Raw genomic sequence first — 19284 nt, 5'->3', positions numbered from 1 at the left:
TGTATAAAGTGTTTTTTATCTTAACTTATTACCATAAGATTTTATTTATTATTTGCATTTTAAAAATATTGTATCTTTTTTTAACTCACCATTACCTTGTTTCCATAATATGTCGATTGAGCTTTGAGATAACAATCTGTAAATTTCTTTCCTATTTCCATTTAAAAAATTAAAATGTTGCAATGGTATATCTGGAAGATTTTTTGCTTGGAACTCACTAAATGAGTAGCTACCAGTTAATTTAGGGGAATTAACATCAGATATTAATAATTTTTCATTTAGATTCCACATAACTTTTATTTCCAAACTATTATTTGGATAAAATTTAGGGTATAAAGTAGGTCTAAATATATATATATCCTTATTGTTTTCTATAAAAGCTTCAATTCTCCAATTATCAGATTCACCTAATTTCATCATAGTCTTTGAAGAATCAGAAATATAATTGTATATTAATATTACTACAATAAGTGTAATCAACACTCCTATAAGCAAAATTTTTTTCTTATTCATGTAAACCTCCTTGTATAATGTATAATATACCTTATAGAGAATTTCCAGTTCAAGTTTAAGGGCTTAAATGGGAAATATTTTAATCGTTAGTTTTGTTGTCCTTTGATAATTTAATAATAGTTTTAGTTCAACAAGATGTGCTATACCAACCAACTTTTTCATGTTTATTTAGACCCTTATTAAATTTAGGCGTATTAGTATCAGTGTTATATAGCCTCAACAATGGCGCAGTAGCCCTTGCTTCCTATTACAAAATCTTTGCTGGTTACTTCTAAGTAACCTAACCCTCCTAGGACTTTTTGTTATCTTCTTACTCGTATGCTGTCCATTCTCTTATCTTTTCCTTACCTTTAGCAAAGTAAGGTGCTTCCGTTAGGTAGGTAGGATTGTTCTGATAGACGAAGCTCTTAATGCAGCAGCCTGTCAGGGATATACCGTTGCATTGGGCTAAATATTACATAAAAGGAGTTTTTTTGCGCGCCCAATACTTTTGTAGTAGACAATCGCTTGTTGTTAGTTTTATGCCCCAATAGCCATTCGACCTTCCAAATCTTTTTCTATTCCTAATAACCTTAAAGATGCTTACAAATTAATCTCTGATATTATTGTCTATGATCTTAAAATAGATGCTTCTTCCATTAAAACTTCTACAATTTCACTACTAGACATTACACCGTATGTTTTATTAAATATTATAAATTTAAGTAAAACTCGAGTTGTTACCTTCTATTACCATTTTATCCCTCAAATACCATTTATGTCAATTAAAAAATACCCAACTAATTACTACATAATTCTACATATATTAAAACCAATAAGTCACTCAAAACTGTCTATAACATTATTAAAGGTAGTGTAAGTAAATTTGTGTATTTAAATTAATTTGCACTCTTTCTTGGTAAGAATTTGCCCGCGGCGAGAGTTTTATCTTATAAATTTCTCCACTCTTTCTGGATACATTATCATTAATTGGTTTAATACCATGTCCCAGTTTTTATATCTTTGTGTCCATTTTTTCATTACATTCTTTGCTACTAAAAACAACATCTTTTCTAATGATTCATCATTTGGAAATATAGCCTTTGATTTTGTTACCTTCCTTAATTGTCTATGAAATCCTTCTATTATGTTCGTTGTATACATTATCTTCCTTATTTCTTCCGGAAATTTGTAAAATGGAATTAATACTTCCCAGTTGTTTTCCCAACTTTTTATCGCAAACGGATAAGAGCTTTGCCATTTTTTCTTTACTTCTTCAAATTTATCTCTTGCAATTTCTTCACTTGCTGCCTGATATACGGCTTTAAAATCTTTACTAAACTCTTTAAGATGTTTATATGATACATACTTAAAGCAATTTCTTAGCTGGTGGATTATGCATCTTTGAATTTCAGCCCTTGGGAATGTTGCTTCGATTCCTTCCTTTAAGCCACTTAATCCATCAACTGAGAATATCAATACGTCTTCTACTCCTCGATTTTTTAGTTCATTTAATACTCCTAGCCAGAATCTTGAGTTTTCATTTTCACCTATCCAAATCGTTTAAAAGCTTAAGCATGCACAATTCGTTATACTGACTCAAAAAGCCAGCCTTAGCTTCGTCTTTTTATCATGCCCAATTTTAAATATTATTCTTAACATAATCTTAATCTCTCAAAAATGTCCTGAAAATTAGCAAGGGCGGGCATCTAAATAATTTGCCCACCCCATAATTGACATAGAATCTATCTTTCTAAATACCTTAGCAAATCATATTCTATCATTTTATTTGACATATCAAAATAAGTTTTATACTTATCAAACAGATACTTAAACTTTTCCTTATCAGCTTCTTTTCCATTCTTTAGCTCAACAAGTTTATCAGAAGATTTTAAATAAGCATATTTATTTGTAACAAAATTCCCTTCCCTTGTTAATATAAATCCATCTTTTTGATTTAAAAGGTCTCTTCCCAAAACATACTTTGGCTCTATCCCATACAAATTAGCAAGGGTAGGATATAAATCCATCTGTCCGGCTGTAGTTTTATCTATGCCTTTTATCCTTTCATCTGGAAAATGTATCATCATTACAACTTTTTGATTGGTTACCCACTCAAGGGTCGTAAGATCATCTTTGCCATAAATTATCTTTGCAAGGCTGCTCCTTTTTTCATAAGGGATTGCTGCATGATCACCATAAAATACAACAATCGAATTATCCCAAAGCCCTGATCTTTTTAGCTCATCAATAAAAAGCCCAACAGCTTCATCAGTATATTTCACAGCCTTTAGATAGTCACCCACAACATCCCCTTCAAACTCTCCGACATTAATTATTTTGGCTATCTTATTTTGATAATCTTTATATGGGAAATGACTGGATAAAGTAATTAAAAAGGAATAAAAGGGCTTATCATAGCTTTTCATTTTTTCAACTGCCTGTTTAAAAAAGGATTTATCAGAAAGTCCCATACCTTGAATCTCATCTATATTAAAGTCCTTTTCACTTTCATATTTGTCAAAGCCTAAAGCCCTATACATATTAGTCCTATTCCAAAAACCAGGCCTGTTTGCATGCATTACTGCTGTGGAATAGCCTATTCCCTTTAATTCTTTTGGCAGTGCATTGTATTTATTCCCTGCATATTGATAATAAACAGATCCGTCCCTTGCAGGAAGCAAAGATACATTGCTTAAAAACTCTGCATCTGAGGTTCCACCCCAGGCAGTTTGATAGTAATAATTTTCAAACACGAGGCTATCTTTTGCAAGTTTATTTAAGTTTGGCGTCAGCTCCTGACCATTGATTTTTCTTTCTAAAACAAATCCTTGAAAGGCCTCAAGCTGAACTACTATAAGATTTTTGCCCCTATATTCTCCAAAATAATTTTTATTTTTATTTGCATTTTTATCTTCAAACCATTTTAAAGTTTCTTTAATCTCTTTTTCATCTATCTTTTTTATGTTTAATACATTTCTTTTTATAAAATTATAAAGGTCAAAGGCATGGAAATTGATATTTCCAATATTGGAAACGATATACTTTTTATCATACATAGTCTTTAAAATTCCTGGCTGTCTTCTATCCAATGCCTTTACGCTTTGATAACTAAAAGTCAATCCTAAAATAACAAGCATAGCAAAGGATGTTAATCTTTTAGTTAATTTTGTTTCGTTTTCAACTAAATTTCTCTTAAAATATTTATAAAATAAAGAAATAAATATAAAATCCACAAAGTAAAATAGATCCCACGGTTTTAAAAGGGCAAATACGCTATCTTTAACTTCCCCAACAAGCCCCGCTTGTTTAATTAAAGCAGCAGAGGTTACATCTAAAAAATATCTGTTATAAACTATATCAGTTAGAAGTATCAAACTTATTAAAAAGTCAAATATATAAAAAGCGATATATCGTGTTTTAAACTTAAATAAGCTTAAAATAGATGCAAAAATGAGCGAAGAACCTAAAATACCAAATAAAGTATAAAAGGTTGATTGGTAAACCAATTTCATTGCAACATTGGCAGATAATGTTTTAATAAAAATTATCAAGACAAATAAATATACATCAGGTAATAATTTTAAACTTAACTTTAACTTCTCCATCCCTTTTCACTTCCCCTATTATTTTTCGACATCATTTAGTATAATATTATAAAAATTTGAAGTCAAAGGAGATGGAGTTTAATTAATAAAATGTTAACAAATAAGGACAGCAGTCGCTGTCCTTATTTTATTCCAGGTAATTTCCTTTGTGCAAATTCGGTTGCTATAAAAGTTGCAACATCATCGGCAAATTTTCCAGGTCCGAACCCTGCATCGTATCCAAGTTCCTTTGCAAGTTCATGGGTTATTCTTGGACCTCCGCATATCAATAAAATTTTATCTCTAATTCCTTCTGCTTCAAGAAGTTCAACAAGATGGGTTAAGTTTTGTATGTGGATATCCTTTTGAGTTACTGTCTGTGACACCAATAATACATCCGCTTTAAGTTCAATTGCCTTTTTAACAAATTCTTCATTTGGAACTTGGCTTCCAAGATTATATGCCTCAAACATCTCATATCTTTCTAAACCATAATGCCCTGCGTATCCTTTCATATTCATTATTGCGTCGATTCCTACAGTATGAGCATCTGTTCCCGTGCTTGCTCCTACAACAACAAGCTTTCTTCCTATATGTTCCTTGATAAATTGATTTGTCTCCTCCATAGACATCGTCTGAACGTCTACCGTTTCAACATGGATAGCTGTATAATCTACGGTGTGAACTACACTGCCATACACTACAAAAAAGGTAAATTCCTTATCTAATGCAGCATTATATACTACCTGAGGATCTATAATACCCATCTTTTTTACAAGCTGCTTTGCAGCTTCAACTGCCCTTTCACCATTTGGAACTGGTAAAGTAAAGCTAAGTTGAACCTTTCCATCATTCATTGTATCTCCATAGGGTTTTACCTTAGTAAGATCTAACGTCTTGTCGTAATCCTTTCTTTCGGTTGAATAAAGTCCTCCGCTCATTAGATTCTACCTCCCAACATAAGCTCAATAAATGGATTGTAATATTTTTCATCCTTTTCAACTACGCCTTCAAGTCCCTTTCCACCGTTTATTGGTCTTTTGATATTTGCAAATTTACCCTGCTCTAATGTTCTGAATAATCCTTCCCTTTCTATTTCCTTTAATAGTTCATAAGCCTTATTTAATACCTCATTAGCCCTTCTTTGAATTATTCCGTCCTTCTTAAACTCAATTTCATCTCCAAATGATTCCATATTATTAAAGATATATCTTGCATTTTCAATTGAAAGGGCTCTATCCTGCATAAACGGAGTATGAATAGCCTCAGTAAGCATTCCTAAAAGATGTATTCTTTGCCCTGTCATTATAGTTACCATGTTAAATAGTGCATCTTGAATATGTCCTTTGAATATATTTCCTGTCATAAACTTTGTTGGGGGCATGTATTTTAAAGGTGCCTTAGGGAATATTTCCCTTGCCATTTGAGCCTGAGCAAGTTCTAATAAGAATCCATTTTTAAGATCTGGATTCATTTCAAAAGCATGTCCAAGTCCCATTTGCTCCTCTGGAATTCCAGCAAGAAGAGCAAACTGCTCATTTATAAATTGTGATGCTAAAACTGTGTGGGCTTCCTCAACGGCATCCGCTGTTGTAAGATAATTATCTTCTCCTGTGTTTATGATAACACCTGCAAATCCATTAATAACCCTTGAGAAAAACTGGTCAACTAGTGTTCTTTTCATGTTTATATCTCTAAAAAGTATTCCATAAAGGGCATCATTTAACATAACATCTAATCTTTCTAAAGCACCCATCGCTGCAATTTCAGGCATGCAAAGTCCAGAACAGTAATTGGTTAATCTTATATATCTTCCAAGCTCTTCGCTTACTTCATCAAGGGCTTTTCTCATTAGTCTAAAGTTTTCCTGAGTCGCATAGGTTCCTCCAAAGCCCTCTGTTGTAGCACCATAAGGAACATAGTCTAAAAGGCTTTGACCCGTTGTTCTAATAACCGCAATGACGTCTGCCCCTTGCCTTGCTGCTGCCTTTGCCTGAACAATATCTTCGTATATGTTACCTGTTGCTACTATAACATATAAAAGTGGCCCTTGCTTATCTCCGTATTTTCTTAATAGTTCTTCCCTTGTTTCCCTATTTTTTCTTATTCTTTCTACAGTTTGTTTAGCAACCTTCATAACTTCAAGTTTTATATCAAACAAGTCATGCATTGGAAGCTTTGTAAGGTCTATTTCTCCCTTTGCAACCCTTTCTGCAATTTCCTGAGGAGTTAATTTTGTATGAAGCATTGCATTTCCAATATAAATTGCTGCACCAACAGAAAGCCCATTTCCTTTTTTAATATTATCAACTACTACGTTTGGCAAAGGAACGCCAAATTCATCCACACCATCAATTCCGAGCAATCTACATACTGTTCTTTCAACAGCTACTGTTGTATGTTTGTCAATGAATTTTTGAGTATCATTGGCAATATTCCTTGCACATTCCCTTGCCTTTTCAACTATCTCCCAATTTAAATTAAGTTTACTTTTCATTCCTATCCCCCTCTTTTAATATATTTTCAGCTATTTTTATTACTTCTTCATCAAAATTCAATAGTTTTGAAATATTTAGTGCATCCTTTGGGACTTCTCTTATGCCTTCTATCCTTTCTAAACTATAATCCATGTATTCCTGGATAACTTCAATTGAATTTTTAATTGCCAGATCTTTTTTGAGATTATCAAGGTCAACATTTTTTAGCCCCACTACTTGATAGTGATTCATATTTTTGTCAACTACTCCATCATAATGGGTGGACACTAAAACAAAACTGCTAAAACTATTAAGATATTGGCAGACTGCCCTTACTATTGCATGTCCCTCTTTAGGATTTGTTCCTCTTGCCACCTCATCAAGGGCAGCAAATCCGAATTCCTTTTTTATTCTGCTTATAACCTCATTAAGCTTTATTATTTCTGCACCAAAGGTGCTAAGTCCCCTTGATACCGACTGAAGATCATCTGAGATAAAATAAATAAAATCTAATATTGGGAAAGCTGCATATTCCGCAAACACAAAAAATCCCAGATGTCCTAAAAGTAAGTTCAGTGTAGTAGTCTTCAAAGATATGCTTTTTCCACCCATGTTAGCACCGGTTATAACCGTTGTGCCTTTAAACATTTCAATAGTTATTGGAGTAAAGCTTTTGCCTTTTTCCTTTAATATATCAAGGACATAAGGATTAATTTGATTTATTAAATTAACTTTTAAATCATCAATAATAATTGGCTTTGTGGCATTATATTTTATCGCAAGTTTTGCCTTTTCTATTAAAAAGTCTAATTTTCCAATGCCTCTAAAGTTTTCTTCAAAAGCATTAACATATTTACTTATCTTTTTAGACAATTCCTTCTTAATTTTTAATTCTTCCTCTTCTTCAGCTATCACCAGATTTAATCTTTGTTCCTTTAAACGATTTATGTTTTTTTCATCAACTTCAAGAAAAATCTTTTTTTCTATTTCAAGCTTTTTATTTCTTATCTCATTTAATTTTTCAGAATAAACGTTATATATGTAGAAAGTAGGTATGTTCTTTCCTTCTGGATCTAAAATTATGTAAACATCATCTAAAGAATGTAAAATAATATTGCTTATTTTTGCTTCTGAAATTAAACTTTTTAAAGCTCTTAAATTTAAGCAAAAATTTTTGATTTCAAACAATTCCACTTCATCTAAAACTGAACCATTCTTACATCTTTCTATACTTTTTCTTATATCTTTGAATTTATAAAGTATATGTTCAATTTCATCAAAAGCTTTTCTATTTTGTTTAATTGAACATATTATATCCTCAAGCTCTTCAAATTCCTGCAAAAGATTTTTTTTATTCTTTTTTTTGTAAAACTTTATATTTTTTTTAATTTCCATTCCAAAAACAGTTTTAGGTTGAAGCTGCTCATATACATAGTCAAATCCTATTTCTTTAAGGTCTATATCAAAAAAATTCATCCTATTCATCTCCTAATACGTTAAAGACAGGGATATTTATTTTCTCCTTCATTTTTTCTTGAAACCTTTTAGCATCAAATTCATAGCCATAGGGCGATTTAGGATTAATTGTTATACATATAACATTTATCGGCATTAAAGCCCTTATTTCTCCCCCACTTTTAATAAACACATCTAATATTTCCCTATTTAAAAACAACTTAGTCCCATCTTCTACCAAAAAAGTTTTTCCCTTATATCTATCAGTTGATTTTATTATGTCCTCTAAAATTTTATCTGTTACTACTCCTTTTATAACTACATGGGTTACATCATCCATTAGGTTTTCAACTATATCCTTTGAAGCTTCCAAAGAAGTTAAAACATTTATGCTTTTAAATGAATAATCATTATATATAACGCCTATCTTGAAATTTTCTAATATTTTAAAGGCACTATTTAAAACTTTATCATCTTCCTCTTTTTTTATTGATAAAAGCTTTAAGGTAAGCTCAGTTTTGTCTATAACCTTGTTAATATCCCTTGATAGTGCTGCTCCAGTTGATAAAATTGTGGCCTGTGTTATGCTTGGCGATGCCATCGTTTTTCTACTTAAAGCGCCATCTATTAAAACCTTTCCAGCACCATAGTGTAGCATCCTTTCACTTGTCCATCTAATCGCAGAATTCACCGAAGGCCCTGCAATTTCAATATATCCATCGCTTAAGGCCCTTCCAATTATAATTTCCCCAAGGGGCGTATTGATTCCTGTGGTTTCTAAAACTTCTTTAGTAACATCAGATTTTAAGAAAAATTCCTTACATGTTGCAAAAATCGTCCCCTTTTCGATATAAATTCTTGGCTTTTCTGTATTTGTAACCCTATCTATATCCTCTCCGTCTCTTCCTATTGATGTAAGACCAAGGGGATAACTCCCCCTGGCCTTGTTTAAAATATGATTTAGAACCGTTGTTTTTCCAACATTCTTTTCCATCCCAATTATGGATATTGTTCTATAGGGTTTTATAAGCTTCAAAACATTACTCATGCTTATGACCTCTTTGTTTTCTTTCAAGTCCTTCAGGCTCTAATGACAATTGATTTCCTTGTAATAATCCTGCAATCCCTATTAATTTTGCTTCCCTTTCACCACTACAAACTTCACAGTTGCAACTTGGTGTATATTCATCTGGTTCTGTATAGGTTGTAATAACCCCTTCAAAATTTCTTAAAATTACCTTGTTATGATTCATTGAAACTATATAATTTGGCATTACAGGGATCTTACCTCCACCACCAGGTGCATCAACAACAAATGTTGGAACTGCATAACCCGATGTATGACCTCTTAATCCTTCTATAATCTCAATTCCCTTAGCAACAGGGGTTCTAAAGTGCTGTAATCCCATTGAAAGGTCACATTGGTAAATATAGTATGGTCTTACCCTCATCTTGACAAGTTCATGAACAAGCTTTTTCATAACATGAACGCAGTCATTGATTCCCCTTAAAAGCACTGATTGATTTCCAAGAGGTATTCCTGCATCAGCAAGCATTGCAATTGCTCTTTTTGATTCTTCAGTAACTTCATTTGGATGATTAAAATGGGTATTTAACCAAATAGGATGATATTTTTTAAGCATATCAACTAATTCCTTAGTTATTCTCTGTGGCATAACAACTGGGGTTCTTGAACCAATTCTAATAATTTCAACATGTGGTATTTCTCTTAATTTTTTAATTATATATTCAAGCCTATCGTCGGATAAAGTTAAAGGATCCCCACCTGATATTAAAACGTCTCTTATAACTGGTGTATTTTTAATATATTCGATAGCTTTTTCTATTCTATCCATAGGCATAGGCATATCCTGTTGTCCTGCAAACCTTCTTCTGGTGCAGTGTCTACAATACATAGAACATTGGTCTGTAACTAAAAGCAACACTCTATCAGGATATCTGTGGGTAAGACCTGGAACAGGTGAGTCTGTATCTTCATGCAAAGGATCAAGTAAATCCTCACTTGCTTTATGAAGCTCATTTTCTGTTGGAATAGCTTGTTTTCTTATAGGATCATGTGGGTCATTAGGATCGATTAAGGAAAGATAATATGGTGTAATTGCCATCCTAAGCGTCCCAAGGCAGGTAGCAACTCCCTTTTCCTCTTCTTCTGTAAGCGGAATATATTTTTTTAGATCCTCTAATGTTTCGATTCTGTTTCTTAGCTGCCATTTCCAGTCATTCCAAAGCTCATCTGGAATATCCTTAAAAAGCTCCCATCTTCTATTAACCTTCATTAAAATCCCCCCAAATTATTTTGCATACATTTCTTCAAAAACCCTTCTTAACTTTTCATTTTCTCTTAGCTCTTGTAAAGTGATTTCAGCATGACCCTTTGTGTATCCATTTCCAATAATCATGGTTACATCCTTTCCTACACCCTCTGCTCCTAATGCAGCCTTTGTAAAGCTTGTTGCCATTGAGAAGAAGTAAACAATTCCTTCGTCCTTTACAGGAAGAATTGAAGACATTTCTGTATTTGACACGTTAACACAATTTATTGATATATCCACTTCCTTACCGTCATTTGCTTCTAAGGTTTTATTAAGAACTTCAACAGGCTTTTGCGCATCTGCAACAATTATTCTATGGCATAATCCTAAGCTTTCTAATCTTTCTTTATCCTTTTCGCTTCTAACAAGCCCTATAACTCTCCCTGTTGGTCCTACCCTCTTCATAGCTTCATAGCAGCAGAGCATCCCTGACTTTCCTGCTGCACCTAAAATAAGGACGCTTTGCCCTGGTTTTACAAGCTTTGCAGTTTGAGCTGGAGCTCCTGCAACATCGAGGGCAGCTAATGCTAAAGTTTCGTCCATATCCTCAGGAAGCTTTGCATATATTCCGCTTTCAAACAATATTGCCTTACCCTTTATTTCAACTCTATCTATTTCCGGCTTAACATCTATTATTTCATCGATTCTAAGGGGTGTTAAGGACAGTGAAACTAATGTTGCAATCTTATCTCCTATCTTTAGATCTGTTTTGCCGATTAATGCACTTCCTATTTTTTCAACTATTCCGATAAGCATTCCGCCGGATCCTGTTACAGGGTTTTGCATTTTTCCTCTTTCGTTAACGATTTCTAAAATTCTCTTTTTTATCTTTTCTACATCTTTGCCCTGTTCTTCTTCAATCTGGGTAAAGCTTGCTGAGTCTATATTAAGAGCAATAACATCGATCAAAATTTCATTGTCGTATATCTCCATATCGTTTGAAATTTTAACTGCAGGTTGTGGTAAAACCCCCTGTGGTTCTAAAACTCTATGTGTTCCGTATTTGCATCCCCTTTTCATAACAAAACCTCCTAAATGTCCATTATTTTTATATCTTCTGGGATAATAAGATCAGCTTCAGTTAATGATTTTACTTCATCTATGGTTGTATCCTTATAAATTTCCCTTAATACTAAACCTTTGTCGGTAACTTCTAAAACGCAAAGTTCTGTAACGATCATATTAACTTCTGCCTTTGCAGTTAATGGAAGTCTACATTTTTTCAAAATCTTTGGCTGTCCTTTGCTTGTATGCTGCATAGCAACAATTACCTTTCTTGCTCCAACAACAAGATCCATCGCACCGCCCATTCCTGGAACCATCTTACCTGGAATTATCCAGTTTGCTAAGTTTCCTTCCTGGTCAACCTCAAGGGCACCAAGAACAGTAATGTCGACATGGCCTCCCCTAATAAGCGCAAAGGATGTTGCACTATCGAAAAAGGCACCAAAGGGCATTATAGTAACCGGCATTCCACCTGCATTTGTTATATTTTTATCCTCTTTTCCCTTCTCTGGTGCTGGTCCCATTCCAACCATCCCATTTTCTGATTGGAAGATTATATGAACTCCTTCAGGAACATAATTTGCCACTAAGGTTGGAAGTCCAATCCCTAAATTTACAAGCTGACCATCCTTTAATTCCTTCGCAATTCTCTTTGCAATTATTTCCTTTGCTAATTCTTGATTAGGAATCAAATCCTTCGCCCCCCTTTATAATGTAATCAACTAAAACACCAGGCGTCATAGCATCCTCAGGTCTTAATTCACCAACCTTTACAATCTCCTCTGCCTCAACTATAACAGTATCAGCTGCAAAAGCAATTATTGGATTAAAATTCCTTGTTGTTCCCTTGTAGAATGTATTTCCAAACTCATCAACTATGCTACCCTTTATAAGGGCAACGTCAGCTCTCAAAGGAAGTTCAAGAAGATATTCCTTTCCATTTATAGTCAGTTTTTGCTTTCCCTCTTCAACTATAGTTCCAACGCCTGTTGGAGTTAGAACTCCCCCAAGTCCGCTTCCGCCTGCTCTTATTCTTTCGATTAAAGTTCCCTGAGGACAAAGCTCAACCTCTAATTTTCCTTCGTTCATGAGTCTACCTGTTTCTGGATTAGTTCCGATGTGAGAAACAATGACCTTTTTAACTTGTCCGTTTACAACTAACCTTCCTAGTCCCCTGTCTGGAAAGGAGGTATCATTTGCAATAATTGTTAAATCCTTAACATTTAATTCCAACAACATATCGATTAGTTTCTCAGGTGTTCCGCACGCTAAGAATCCGCCTATCATAAGCGTCATTCCATCTTTAAAAAAAGGTTTTATTTTTTCAATATCCACAACCTTATTCATATCATCACCCCTTTATACCCAAAATCTTTCTTGCCTCATCAGGCGTTGCTATTTCCCTTCCTAATTCCTTTGCAATCCTAACAACCTTTTCAACAAGTTCTCCATTTGATTTTGCAAGAACTCCTTTTGAAATATAAACATTATCTTCAAAACCGACTCTTACATGTCCACCCATAATAATAGCCATAGTAGCAAGCGGCATTTCATACCTTCCTATTCCAGTAACTGTCCAAGTAGCATCCTTTGGAATGCTTTCAGCCATAAACAAAAGATCCCTTGGCTCCCCTGATATTCCACCATTAACGCCCATAACAAAATTAAAATGAAGGGGGCCTTCTATGAAACCTTTCTTATGTAATCTTAACGCCATATCTATCATACCCTTGTCGAATACCTCAAGCTCTGGCTTTATTCCTAGCTCCTTCATCCTTTTAGCAAAATATATAATCGTGTTTTCGGTGTTTACAAAAATATCATCTCCACCAAAATTCAGCGTTCCACAGTCTAATGTTGCCATCTCTGGTTTTAAATATATTGGCTGAAGTCTTTCTTCATTTGTCATTCCAACAGCTCCACCTGTTGAAGGTTGAATTATGACATCTTTGCAGCGCTCCCTTATTGCCTCCATGCAAACTCTAAACCTTTCCTTATCCTGAGTTGGTGTTCCATCATCATTTCTTACATGAAGATGTATAATGCTTGCTCCTGCTTTATATGCTGCCTCAGCTTCCCTTGCAATTTCCTCTACAGTATATGGAACATTGGGATTGTGCTTTTTAGTAACCTCTGCACCGCATATTGCTGCAGTAATAATAAGTTTTTCCATAAGCTCCCCCCTATTTAAATCTTTGCTTGTCCTTTGGAACCACACAAGTTCCACTTGCTCTACAAACTATTATAGGCTCCTCTAAAACTTCTGCCGCTGAATCATTTATATCCGGCCTTGACTGAATTACCTTTCTTGCAACAAACTTCATCTTCCTTGAAGTATTTCCTACTTCAACTATTTCTCCCTCAGCTTCTATATAATCTCCTGCATACACCGGTGCTAAAAATTCTACTGAATCGTAAGCTCTAAATAACCCTTCATCCCCATCATGCCTTATTAAAAGCTCTGTTGCCACATCTCCAAATAAGTTTAGTATCCTTGCTCCATCCACTAAATTTCCTCCATAATGTGCATCATGAAGACTCATTCTTACTCTAATTAACGCCTTCAAAATCATCCCCCCTGTTTTTGATAATTTAAAATTTTTCGACATTTTTATCTAAAAATAAAAGCGCTATTTATGCAATGAGACTAGCCCACTGCATAAATAGCGCTTCATGGCACAGCCATGACAGTGATAGAGCTTACACCCTACCCCCAAGGATATGCTGAGGAACCAACACACCCTTTCGGCGAGTAAACCCTTTGCTTAAGATATCGGGAGTTCCTTCCCTTAACACCCTTAAGCTACCCTTTTACCCGCACCTCTATTTATGCCAAAATATGCATATTTAGTTCTAATATAATTATAGCATCAGTTAAAATTTTTGTTAATATATTTTTTGAATTTTTTAAAGATTTGCATTTTCTACTAATATTGCAACGCCCATTCCCGAACCTATGCAAAGGGATGCAATGCCATAACGCTTATTTTGCCTTAATAGCTCATGAATCAACGTTACCAATATCCTAGTTCCACTTGCTCCGATAGGATGACCTAAGGCAATTGCACCACCATTTACATTAACCTTTTCAGGATCAACTCCTAATTCCTTTAATACAGCTAAAGATTGTGATGCAAAGGCTTCGTTAAGTTCAAATAAATCAATTTCATCGAGCGATATATTTAGCTTCGAAAGCATCTTCTTGATAGCAAAAACTGGACCTATTCCCATTATACTTGGCTCTACTCCTGCAAGTCCAAATCCCTTTATGTATACAAGTGGCTTTAACCCTAATTCATTGCATTTTTCTTCTGATGCCACTAAAACTGCTGCTGCACCATCATTGATGCCTGATGCGTTTCCAGCAGTTACTGTTCCATTAGCCTTAAATGCTGGCTTTAATTTAGCAAGCTTTTCTAAACTTGTATCTTCTCTAATATATTCGTCATCTTTAAAAATTATTTCTTCCTTTTTAGTTTTAATAGTTACCGGAATTATTTCATCTTGGAATTTACCTTCTTTTCTTGCCTTTGATGCCTTCATTTGGCTATTATAAGCAAAACTATCTTGTTCTTCCCTTGAAATATTGTATTTCTCAGCAAGATTTTCTGCTGTTATTCCCATGTGATATAAATTAAAAGGACATGTTAATCCATCATGAATCATAACATCGATAAGTTCAGTGTTGCCCATCTTAATACCATTTCTAATTCCCTTAACTAGAAAGGGGGCATTTGACATGCTCTCCATTCCGCCTGCAATACTGATATCTTCCTGTCCTGCAATAATAGATGTATATGCCATTATTACCGAATGAAGTCCTGAACCGCAAACCGTATTTACTGTTGTTGCTGGAACTTCGATTGGAATGCCTGCCTTTAGAGCTGCTTGCCTTGCAGGATTTTGACCATTACCTGCCTGTAGAACATTACCCATATAAACCATATCTATTTTTTCTTTCACCTGAGGATTTTCCTTTAAAATCGCCTCAATAACTTTAGTTCCAAGTTCTACAGCACTAAAGCTTGATAACGAACCCATAAAGGATCCTATTGGAGTTCTTTTTGCACTTGCTATCGCTACCTTTCTCATTTTATCCCCCTCTTTTTAAATTATTTGCTATATTAATTTTATTCAAAATATTTAAAATGTTACACAATTTTATGATATATTCTTTTTATAAAATCTTCAATAATAGTTATTTTTTTAGCAATCCAGTATAAACTGAATAATTTTTTATTCAACACAGAATCTTGACAAAATATAATCTCTAAAAGAGATTCACTGCAAAAAGTTTCTTTTTTAAAATATGAAAAGATTGAAGCTAATCTTTCAAGTAATTACTAAAATGTTAAATCCATTTCCTTGTATCCCTACAAACTGCCTTTCCTCTTTAATTTTTAATAGCCTCACGCAAAACCAAACAATACGCTGAGTTTTTACAAAAGCCAACCTTTCATTGGCATTTTTGACATGTCCATTTTTATTAATTTTGCTTTACTTAATCTTAATTACATAAAAACTTCTTAAAAATTAGCAAAGATGGACATCTAGATAATTTGCCAATCCCAAACTATTTACATAAAGCCAAAGTCAAAAGTCCCACATTTGATTCTTGTAAAGTGGGACTTTTGACTGTTTGAAACCGCTGTATAATGTTGAGATCTTTATTTGTGAATATCGTTTTTATATCTCTTCCAGTTAATGTATGCATTTATACCTAAAATGACAACTATAAATAGGAGTAAAATGTTTGTTATTTTTATTAAATTACCTAAGTAAGTAAAGTGCCCTTGCAAATGAAATAACGTTCTTCCAATATTATCTAATCCATTACTAATCCCATTACCAATCCCCCGTAATGCACTTAAATAATCCGTCATTATTTAATCCTCCTTTCTTTTATATTTTATTTAATAAGGATAGAATTGTTGTTTCTCACTTTTCCTAGATAGTTTTAATATACACTATAAGTATACCCTATTGAAATACTTTTTCTTAAATAATAAGTACTTCCTATTTGATAACTTATACTAAATCCAATTGATTGTAGATAACTTATTGAGTATTCTCCCCCTGCACTTAAAGTCGTTCTTACTTCAATAGTAGCCGTTCCGAATGTTTCAATCTCAATTGTTGGGAAACTTCCTGATGTAGAAATAGTGGTAGCATGTGGATTCACTAATTCCCAAGTTCCGCCACTTTCTGCAGTCCAATACGTATCATTTACTGATTCAATTTGCCTAAATGAGCCATAACTATATACTGTTAAAATTGTATACAATCTTGTAACTGCTGGTCCATCTTTTCTTTCTTTGTATACATAATGTATTGAATAATCACCACTTGTAGATTGAATTAAGTTTACTGTATATTGGCTTAAAAATTGGCTTTTACTATCTTTACTATTACTGCTATTAATGAGAGGAACAACCTTTTCTCCAAATGCTTCTATTAATTCTCCCGTCTTCTTGTCTCTTATTTCAACTCTTTCATAACCATCCTTTTGCATTCTTTCTATTTTTACTTCAGAAATATCATATGGAACCGTTACATAAATGTCCTTTATTTTTAACTTACTTTTATTTACTCCTTGATCTGATACCTTATTTGCACCTGTTGCTGCAAATGCAATTGTTGTCGATAGGAGTAATGTCAAAGACAACAAAAATGATATTATTTTTTTCATAGTTTTTTACCCCCTTTTAAAGATCTTATAACTTTATAATCATGAGTCTTATTTAGAAAATCATCTATTTTTATACAGTATCGCCTCCCTTATCAAATTTTTCATAGAAGTTTAAATTTACAAGGTTTATTTCGTCAATTGATAGGAATTTAGGTTCTTCTTCACTTATTATATAATTTTTATTGGTGTTGATATTAGCAATCATTGAAATATTGGCTGCGATGGAAATAATGATTAACAATAAAAGAATATATCTCTTGATCCTTTGCATATTCCCTACCCCTTAATATTATTGAACCAATATTTACAATAATTATCAAATTTTATATAATTTAATTGTTAATAGAATTTTTGTAAAAATTGTATTTATTTAATTTTTTCTTTTTAAATCTTTAACTTTGAACATGCTTTGAAAAAAATAGTGAAAATTTAACTTAAAGTTAAATTTTCACTATTTTTTCAGATTGTAGACAAACCCCTTATTTGTTGAAGACTTTGCAATGGCCCCGTGAATGGATTTCAATAAGGTATCTCTCATGAGCTCTAGCAATTCTTGTTTTTCGACTTTTCAAAAGTCCGTAATTCTGCACACGGACGTGCAGAGCCGAGTGGTCGACATGGAGATAGGCTCACGATGGTAAGACTTTTGAAAACAAAGAAAAGCTTAGAATGCTTAGCGAATGAGCGAATGCCAGGGAAATCCTTCACGGGGCCAACCAAAAAATATTTTTTTCAAAGCCTACTTTTATCTTTTAAATTTTAGTGTGTTTAATTTAAAACTCAGACACATAGTATACCCCATATAGTCAATTCAATATTATTGTAGTATACATCACAAATTTCTGATGTAAAAAATTCTTCTAATATACATCTGTTAAGTCGTTCTATATGGAATTTAATAATTTCTTTGTCTAGTTCAAGAGTTAAAATGTTATCTTGATAATTCAATTCTGATGGCACTCGTTTATTTGTTACTATAAAAATATCTATTATTTTATTATCATCTAATATGCTTCCTTATTCTAAATTTATGAATACTTCATTATTTTAATCTTAAATCATATCTGTTATTGAGTTTAGGTATGCACCTACTTCATAGCTGTAGTTTGTTGTAAAGGATGCTGAACCTGTTGAAATAATATTGTTGTTTAGTCTTACTAAATTATCATAATTATAGGTTACAATTAAAAAGTTTTTTATTAGCAATATGTAATATATACCTTCCAATGTATGAATGGCCATATTTCTCTCATTACTTGCCACTTTTAATACATCCGGTTCGAGTATGGCACCCTTGCTATTTGCTAGTGATCCCCACTACTAGGCCCACAAAGGTTTCACCGCTAAGCTGTCGCAAATGCCGTTTGCATAAAAAATAGGAGGGTATTCCTCCTCCTATTTATAATCATAAAATCCTTTTCCAGTTTTTCTTCCAAGATATCCTGCCCTAACCATCTTCTTTAGCATGATATGTGGTCTATACTTAGCATCCTTTGTTTCTTCATAAAGATATTCCATAATTGCAAGAACTATATCGTTTCCGATAAAATCTGATAATTCAAGTGGTCCCATAGGATGGTTTGCACCTAATTTCATCGCTTTATCTATATCTTCTTTGCTTGCAACTCCCTCTGCCAGTATTCCTATTGCTTCATTTATCATCGGTATTAATATTCTATTAACTACAAATCCTGGTGCCTCTTTAACTTCTACAGGGTCCTTTCCTATCTTTAATGAAATTTCTTTTATCTTTTCAAAGGTTTCATCCGATGTTGCAATACCTCTTATAATTTCAATAAGCTTCATTACAGGTGCTGGGTTGAAAAAATGCATTCCTATAACTCTATCGGGTCTATTTGTTGCAGCTGCAATCTCAGTTATTGATAGTGAAGAAGTGTTTGAAGCAAGGACAGTTTTTTCGCTGCAAATTTCATCAAGCCTTTTAAACAATTCCTTTTTTGCCTTCATATCTTCGATTATCGCTTCAATTACAAGATCACAATCCTTTGCATCTTCTATGTTTATAGATTTATGTATGCTATTTAATATATTGTTTTTATCCTCTTCAGATATCTTTCCCTTTTCTACTAATTTTGTTATGTTTTTAACTATATTGTTATACCCTCTTTCAATAAACTCTTCCTTTATATCGTTTAAATAAACTTCAACTCCATTTTGTGCAAAAGCTTGAACTATACCAGAACCCATAGTTCCTGCACCAACAACAAAAACCTTCATAATTATCC

The 19284-nt window shown here is 33.3% G+C and carries 18 protein-coding genes, 1 pseudogene and 1 riboswitch; all 19 genes and pseudogenes read right to left on the bottom strand.

Going from position 1 to position 19284, the window contains the following annotated elements; genetic code table 11:
• Positions 1-48: 48 nt before the first annotated feature.
• The 19 genes and pseudogenes from CAAU_RS07970 to CAAU_RS07880 all read right to left on the bottom strand — a co-directional run bounded on the left by CAAU_RS07970 (position 49) and on the right by CAAU_RS07880 (position 19279).
• Positions 49-513, bottom strand: a complete 465-nt coding sequence (locus CAAU_RS07970) for a hypothetical protein (protein ID WP_008908928.1) — start codon at positions 511-513, stop codon at positions 49-51.
• Between the two features lie 924 nt (positions 514-1437).
• Positions 1438-2052, bottom strand: a pseudogene (locus CAAU_RS07965) (IS256 family transposase); the annotation flags it as partial.
• Positions 2053-2237: 185 nt separating this feature from the next.
• On the bottom strand, positions 2238-4100 hold the full coding sequence (locus CAAU_RS07960) for an LTA synthase family protein (protein WP_008908926.1): 1863 nt from the start codon (positions 4098-4100) through the stop codon (positions 2238-2240).
• 122 nt (positions 4101-4222) lie between these two features.
• The gene (kamE, locus tag CAAU_RS07955) at positions 4223-5020 is read right to left on the bottom strand and encodes a lysine 5,6-aminomutase subunit beta (protein WP_008908925.1); all 798 of its coding nucleotides are present in this window, start codon (positions 5018-5020) and stop codon (positions 4223-4225) included.
• Positions 5020-6576, bottom strand: coding sequence for a lysine 5,6-aminomutase subunit alpha (kamD, locus tag CAAU_RS07950; protein ID WP_008908924.1), 1557 nt, complete (start codon positions 6574-6576; stop codon positions 5020-5022). The genes kamE and kamD overlap by 1 nt, the downstream gene beginning before the upstream one ends.
• Positions 6566-8032: a lysine 5,6-aminomutase reactivase ATPase KamC gene (gene kamC / locus CAAU_RS07945; RefSeq protein ID WP_008908923.1), complete on the bottom strand. Its 1467-nt coding sequence runs from the start codon at positions 8030-8032 to the stop codon at positions 6566-6568. Before kamC ends, kamD begins: the two co-directional genes overlap by 11 nt.
• A gap of 1 nt (position 8033) precedes the next feature.
• Positions 8034-9059 (bottom strand): lysine 5,6-aminomutase reactivase subunit KamB, encoded by a 1026-nt coding sequence (kamB, locus tag CAAU_RS07940; RefSeq protein WP_008908922.1) that lies wholly within the window; start codon positions 9057-9059, stop codon positions 8034-8036.
• Positions 9052-10308 (bottom strand): lysine 2,3-aminomutase, encoded by a 1257-nt coding sequence (gene kamA, locus CAAU_RS07935; RefSeq protein ID WP_008908921.1) that lies wholly within the window; start codon positions 10306-10308, stop codon positions 9052-9054. The genes kamB and kamA overlap by 8 nt, the downstream gene beginning before the upstream one ends.
• 15 nt (positions 10309-10323) lie before the next feature.
• Complete coding sequence (kdd, locus tag CAAU_RS07930) at positions 10324-11364, bottom strand: L-erythro-3,5-diaminohexanoate dehydrogenase (RefSeq protein ID WP_008908920.1); 1041 nt, start codon at positions 11362-11364, stop codon at positions 10324-10326.
• Positions 11365-11375: 11 nt separating this feature from the next.
• A complete protein-coding gene (locus tag CAAU_RS07925; RefSeq protein WP_008908919.1) occupies positions 11376-12041 on the bottom strand; it encodes a CoA transferase subunit B in 666 nt (221 codons plus the stop codon).
• Complete coding sequence (gene atoD, locus CAAU_RS07920; RefSeq protein ID WP_008908918.1) at positions 12031-12696, bottom strand: acetate CoA-transferase subunit alpha; 666 nt, start codon at positions 12694-12696, stop codon at positions 12031-12033. Before atoD ends, CAAU_RS07925 begins: the two co-directional genes overlap by 11 nt.
• Before the next feature lie 4 nt (positions 12697-12700).
• The gene (kce, locus tag CAAU_RS07915; protein WP_008908917.1) at positions 12701-13522 is read right to left on the bottom strand and encodes a 3-keto-5-aminohexanoate cleavage enzyme; all 822 of its coding nucleotides are present in this window, start codon (positions 13520-13522) and stop codon (positions 12701-12703) included.
• A 10-nt stretch (positions 13523-13532) separates the two neighbouring features.
• The gene (kal, locus tag CAAU_RS07910) at positions 13533-13916 is read right to left on the bottom strand and encodes a 3-aminobutyryl-CoA ammonia lyase (RefSeq protein ID WP_008908916.1); all 384 of its coding nucleotides are present in this window, start codon (positions 13914-13916) and stop codon (positions 13533-13535) included.
• 89 nt (positions 13917-14005) lie between these two features.
• Positions 14006-14183: riboswitch (Lysine riboswitch) on the bottom strand.
• 73 nt (positions 14184-14256) lie between these two features.
• Positions 14257-15441, bottom strand: a complete 1185-nt coding sequence (locus CAAU_RS07905) for an acetyl-CoA C-acetyltransferase (RefSeq protein WP_008908915.1) — start codon at positions 15439-15441, stop codon at positions 14257-14259.
• A gap of 575 nt (positions 15442-16016) precedes the next feature.
• The gene (locus tag CAAU_RS07900) at positions 16017-16232 is read right to left on the bottom strand and encodes a hypothetical protein (protein ID WP_040306254.1); all 216 of its coding nucleotides are present in this window, start codon (positions 16230-16232) and stop codon (positions 16017-16019) included.
• 74 nt (positions 16233-16306) lie between these two features.
• On the bottom strand, positions 16307-17038 hold the full coding sequence (locus CAAU_RS07895) for a hypothetical protein (RefSeq protein WP_008908914.1): 732 nt from the start codon (positions 17036-17038) through the stop codon (positions 16307-16309).
• A gap of 70 nt (positions 17039-17108) precedes the next feature.
• The gene (locus CAAU_RS07890; RefSeq protein WP_008908913.1) at positions 17109-17309 is read right to left on the bottom strand and encodes a hypothetical protein; all 201 of its coding nucleotides are present in this window, start codon (positions 17307-17309) and stop codon (positions 17109-17111) included.
• A gap of 782 nt (positions 17310-18091) precedes the next feature.
• A complete protein-coding gene (locus CAAU_RS07885; RefSeq protein ID WP_040306252.1) occupies positions 18092-18301 on the bottom strand; it encodes a hypothetical protein in 210 nt (69 codons plus the stop codon).
• A gap of 132 nt (positions 18302-18433) precedes the next feature.
• On the bottom strand, positions 18434-19279 hold the full coding sequence (locus CAAU_RS07880; RefSeq protein ID WP_040306303.1) for a 3-hydroxybutyryl-CoA dehydrogenase: 846 nt from the start codon (positions 19277-19279) through the stop codon (positions 18434-18436).
• Between the last annotated feature and the right edge of the window lie 5 nt (positions 19280-19284).

The sequence above is a fragment of the Caloramator australicus RC3 genome, from assembly GCF_000297115.1.
GTDB classification, from domain to species: Bacteria; Bacillota; Clostridia; order Clostridiales; family Caloramatoraceae; genus Caloramator; species Caloramator australicus.
This window is presented reverse-complemented; position numbering and strand designations above follow the sequence as displayed.